Annotated in this window: 5 protein-coding genes; 4 read left to right on the top strand and 1 reads right to left on the bottom strand. The window is 62.6% G+C overall.

The window, feature by feature from the left end:
- The 4 genes from VFA16_RS08555 to VFA16_RS08540 form a co-directional block, all read left to right on the top strand.
- A partial coding sequence (locus VFA16_RS08555; RefSeq protein WP_324967399.1) for an acetyl-CoA C-acetyltransferase occupies positions 1–1063 on the top strand: 1063 nt, incomplete at its 5' end.
- A complete protein-coding gene (locus VFA16_RS08550; protein WP_324967398.1) occupies positions 1060–2253 on the top strand; it encodes a CoA transferase in 1194 nt (397 codons plus the stop codon). The genes VFA16_RS08555 and VFA16_RS08550, both read left to right, overlap by 4 nt.
- 25 nt (positions 2254–2278) lie before the next feature.
- A complete protein-coding gene (locus VFA16_RS08545) occupies positions 2279–3472 on the top strand; it encodes an acyl-CoA dehydrogenase family protein (protein WP_324967397.1) in 1194 nt (397 codons plus the stop codon).
- Positions 3473–3475: 3 nt separating this feature from the next.
- Positions 3476–4189 (top strand): GntR family transcriptional regulator, encoded by a 714-nt coding sequence (locus tag VFA16_RS08540; RefSeq protein ID WP_324967396.1) that lies wholly within the window; start codon positions 3476–3478, stop codon positions 4187–4189.
- Between the two features lie 15 nt (positions 4190–4204).
- Here VFA16_RS08540 and VFA16_RS08535 read toward each other — a convergent pair.
- A partial coding sequence (locus VFA16_RS08535) for a fatty acid--CoA ligase family protein (protein WP_324967395.1) occupies positions 4205–4999 on the bottom strand: 795 nt, incomplete at its 5' end.

Genomic DNA, 4999 nt, shown 5'->3' with positions numbered 1-4999 from the left:
TCTCGGGCATTGCTATCCCAGCAGCGAGGCCCCGGCGATCGGGAGAGTGGTGGCGCTTGACGTCGGCCTGCCGGTGACCGTTCCCGGCATGCAGATCGACCGTCGCTGTGGATCGGGCTTGCAGGCGGTGATCCAAGCTTGCCTACAGGTGAGCAGTGGCGACAACGACCTTGTCATCGCAGGCGGCACCGAAAGCATGAGCAATGTCGTCTTCTATTCCACCGATATGCGCTGGGGCGGCGCCCGAACCGGTATTCGGGTGCACGACGGACTGGTTCATGGCCGCACAACCGCGGGCGGGCGGAACTACCCAGTCCCGGGCGGGATGTTGGAGACCGCCGAAAACCTCCGGCGGCAGTACAACATCTCCCGTAGCGAACAAGACGAGCTCGCGGTCAGCTCACACCAGCGAGCGGTCGCCGCGCAAAAGGACGGCATCTTCGCCGAGGAGATCATCCCGGTCGCCGTGCAGAGCCGGCAGGGCGAGGAAGTGATCGACACCGATGAGCATCCCCGCGCCGACACCACCGTAGAGTCGCTGGCCAAGCTGAAACCGGTGCTGCTCAAAGATGACCCAGAAGCGACGGTGACCGCCGGCAATGCCAGTGGACAAAACGACGCAGCATCGATGTGCGTGGTCACCACTCAGGAGAAAGCTGAAGAACTAGGGCTGACGCCGCTGGTCCGGTTGGTATCGTGGGCCGTCGCGGGTGTACCGCCCAACATCATGGGTATCGGTCCGGTGCCTGCGACCGAAGTGGCGCTCGCCAAGGCAGGTCTGCGGCTGGCCGACATCGACCTGATCGAACTGAACGAGGCCTTTGCCGCTCAAGCCCTTGCGGTGATGCGGGAATGGAAATTCAGCGCCGCTGACCGTGAACGCACCAACGTCCATGGCTCCGGAATTTCGCTGGGTCACCCGGTCGGTGCGACCGGCGCGAGGATGCTGACCACGCTGGCACGCGAGCTCACTAGGCGGCAGGCGCGCTACGGCTTAGAAACCATGTGCATCGGCGGCGGCCAGGGACTTGCTGCCGTCTTCGAACGGATCGCGTCGGGATGACCATGCCGTTAACCGGTGTCACGGTCGTCGAGGTATCCAGCTTCGTCGCCGCACCATTGTGCGGCATGACTCTGAGCCAACTTGGCTCAGAAGTGATTCGGGTCGATCCGATCGGCGGTGCGTCCGACGTCCACCGCTGGCCGCTCGCAGAAAGCGGTGCCTCGATTTACTGGACCGGGCTGAACAAAGGGAAGCGTTCGGCGACTATCGATCTGCGTTCACCGGACGGACAAGGGCTGGTGCAACGGCTCGTCGTCGAAGGCGACGGCATCGTGGTGACTAACGCCGCGGGCCTGTCCTGGCTGTCGTACGAGAAGTTGGCCAGTGTCAGATCGGATGTCATCCACGTCCAACTACTCGGCCGAGGTGACGGTTCCACCGCGGTCGACTACACGGTCAACGCGGCGACTGGATTTCCACTGGTGACTGGTCCGACCAACCATGCCGGTCCTATCAACCACGTGCTGCCGGCCTGGGATGTGTGCTGCGGTCTGTACGCGGCGCTGGCGGTGATCGCCGCGCTGCGTCGTCGCGAAACGTCCGGAGCTGGCGCCCAAGTCAGCGTGGCGCTCGAAGATGTCGCGCTGGCCACCGCGGCCAATCTGGGTTGGCTGACCGAGCCACAGGTAAACGGCACCCAGCGCCCACGACTGGGCAACTCCATCTACGGCCAGTACGGCCAGGATTTCACGAGTCGCGACGGCATCGCGTTCATGGTCGTGACGTTGACCAGCCGCCACTTTCGCGACCTCGTCGAGGTCACCGGCGTCGGCACGGCCGTGTCGGCCCTCGCCGAGGCGCTTGGCGCCGACTTCACCACCGAAGGTGACCGCTACCGCTACCGCGATGCGCTGACGGCTCTGTTCGGCGCCTGGTTCGCCGATCACACCGCCGAGCAGATCAGCGAGGCGCTGTCTGAGACCAGTGTGCTGTTTGAACGCTACCGCACGTTCGCCGAGGTCGCCGCCGACCAACGGGTGACGGCGAATCCGTTGTTTTCTCTGCTGCACCAAGACGGGATCGGCGATTATCTCGCTCCCGGCTTGCCGACCGCATTCGATGGCGCGCACCAGCCGAGCACGCCCGCGCCGCATTTGGGACAGGACACGAACGACGTGCTCGCCCAACGCCTGGGGTTAAGTCGCAACGACATTGCACGCCTGATCAGCGCGAAGACCATCGCTTGCTGACCGGAGCAGAGGGGAAAGCAACAAGATGACCAGGCTTGCGCAGACGCTTGGCCTAACCGAGTTCCAGACTGAAATCCTCGCCACTGTACGGCAGTTCGTCGACAAGGAAGTCTTTCCGAGCGCGCAGGAACTCGAACACAGTGACACCTACCCGCACGCCATCGTCGACCGGATGCGCGAGATGGGTCTGTTCGGGCTCATGATTCCCGAGGAGTACGGGGGGCTTGGCGAGTCACTGTTGACCTACGCGCTGTGTGTCGAGGAATTAGCGCGCGGTTGGATGAGCATCTCCGGCGTGATCAACACTCATTTCATCGTCGCCTACATGCTGCGCCAGCACGGAACGGAAGCGCAGAAACAACATCTGCTGCCCAGGATGGCGACCGGCGAAGTGCGTGGCGCTTTTTCGATGTCCGAGCCGGAGTTGGGCTCCGACGTCGCGGCGATACGTACCCGGGCAGCACGCAACGCTAACGGCACCTACACCATCGATGGGCAGAAGATGTGGTTGACCAATGGTGCCAGCTCGACACTGGTTGCGGTATTGGTGCGCACCGATGAGGGAGCCGAGACACCGCACCGCAATTTGACCGCTTTCCTCGTCGAGAAGCCCATCGGGTTCGGCGAAGTAGCACCAGGTCTGGTGATTCCCGGCAAAATCGACAAACTGGGTTACAAGGGCATCGACACCACTGAATTGATATTCGACGGATACGTGGCAAGCGCCGACGACATTCTCGGTGGCACACCCGGGCAAGGCTTCTATCAGATGATGGACGGCATCGAAGTCGGGCGGGTCAACGTCGCAGCACGGGCTTGTGGTGTGGGTATCCGGGCCTTCGAACTGGCGGTGCGCTATGCGCAGCAGCGTCACACGTTCGGCAAACCGATCGTCGAACATCAGGCCATCGCGTTCCAATTGGCCGAAATGGCAACCAAAGTAGAAGCCGCGCACCTGATGATGGTTAATGCTGCCCGCTTGAAGGACTCCGGAGAACGCAACGACCTCGCCGCCGGCATGGCCAAGTACTTGGCCAGCAAGTTGTGCACCGAGATCACCCAACAGAGTTTCCGAATCCACGGTGGCTACGGCTACTCGAAGGAGTACGAGATTGAGCGGCTCATGCGCGATGCGCCTTTTCTGCTCATCGGCGAGGGAACCAGCGAGATCCAGAAGTCGATCATCAGCAAGCGACTGCTTGCCGAGTATCGGATCTGACCGGTGACTGCTCCGGATTTCGCCGCGCGGCCACAGCTTTCCGAAGATGTCGCCCGCTTCGTCCGTCACAGGATTTTCGACGGCACCTATGCGGCCGGCGAATATGTTCGTCTCGACCAGTTGGCCGCGGAGTTGGGGATCAGTGTTACGCCCGTGCGCGAGGCGCTCTTTCAGCTCCGCGCGGAAGGTCTGCTGGCTCAGCAGCCGCGTCGCGGGTTTGTCGTATCGCCGGTGACTAGCCGAGATCTCACCGACGTCGCGAACGTCCAGGCGTACGTCGGTGGTGAACTGGCTGCGCGAGCTGCGATCAACATCAAAGACGACGAGCTGCGCGAGCTCAAGGAGATTCAAGCCCAGCTGGAAGCCGCTTATGCCACCAATGACAACGAACGAGCGGTCCGCCTCAACCACGAATTCCACCGGGCCATCAACGTTGCCGCGGATTCACCCAAGCTTGCCCAGCTGATGTCCCAGATCACCCGCTATGCCCCCGAATCGGTATTTCCGACGATCACCGGCTGGCCGGGCCAGTCGATCAAAGACCATCGCCGGGTGGTGGCCGCACTGGAGAAACGCGACGATAAAGTTGCCCGCAAAGCGATGTCCGAGCACCTTGCGGCAGGAGCAGTTCCGTTGATCGAGCACCTTATCGAGCGCGGAGTGGTCGACGAAGGAAGCCGCCCCAACTCCCGGCGGCGGGCGCGCTCGCAGCACTGACCATGGGTTCTGTTGTCACCTGTGGACTTCGGCCACCATCTGACGTAGTCGACGGACGTCCACTTTTCCGGTGGGTCTGCGCGGGATGTCATCATCGGAGTACACCAGCAGCCACACCGTCGGCACCTTGAAAGAACTGAGCAGTCCGCGGGCAGCTTCCCGCAACTGCTCGACCGTCGCCTCCCCGGTGTTGCATACGACTACCGCACCCACTTGATCGCCGTGTGTCCCGGCAACATTGGTGACGAACGCATTGCTGACACCCTCGATGGTCTTCAACGCTTGCTCGACTTCGCTGGGATAAACCGTGGCGCCGCTGACTTTGAACATGTCGTCGGATCTACCGTGATAGAACAGGAAGCCGTCCTGGTCGAGGTGGCCGAGGTCGCCGGTGGAGTAGAAGCCATCCGCAGTGAACACGTCTTCGCGGCTGCGCCGGCATATCCCGCGAAGAGTGTGAGGTCCACGAATCTCGATCATCCCTACGGTTCCTGCTGGAACCGGACGGCCGGTGTCGGGATCGGTGATACGTAGCTCCATGCCAGGGAATGGTTTACCGCAGCTGCCCCAGGCGGGTCGGGGCATATCAGTGTCGGCAGGGTAGCCGCAGTAGGGTCCGAAAGACTCGGTCATGCCGAACAAGTTGGCCCGGGCTCCCGGCGCAGCGCGTTGCCCCGGCGGGAGTAGCGCGTCGAGGCTGCCTGGCCGCAACGCGGACAGGTCAGTTCCGACCGCGCTGCGGTGGCGAACTAACGCTTCGGCTTGGTCGGGCCAGCCGCGAAATAGCGTGACTCGCTCGCGTTCCAACAA

The sequence above is a fragment of the Mycobacterium sp. genome (assembly GCF_035653355.1).
Lineage (GTDB): Bacteria > Actinomycetota > Actinomycetes > Mycobacteriales > Mycobacteriaceae > Mycobacterium.
This window is presented reverse-complemented; position numbering and strand designations above follow the sequence as displayed.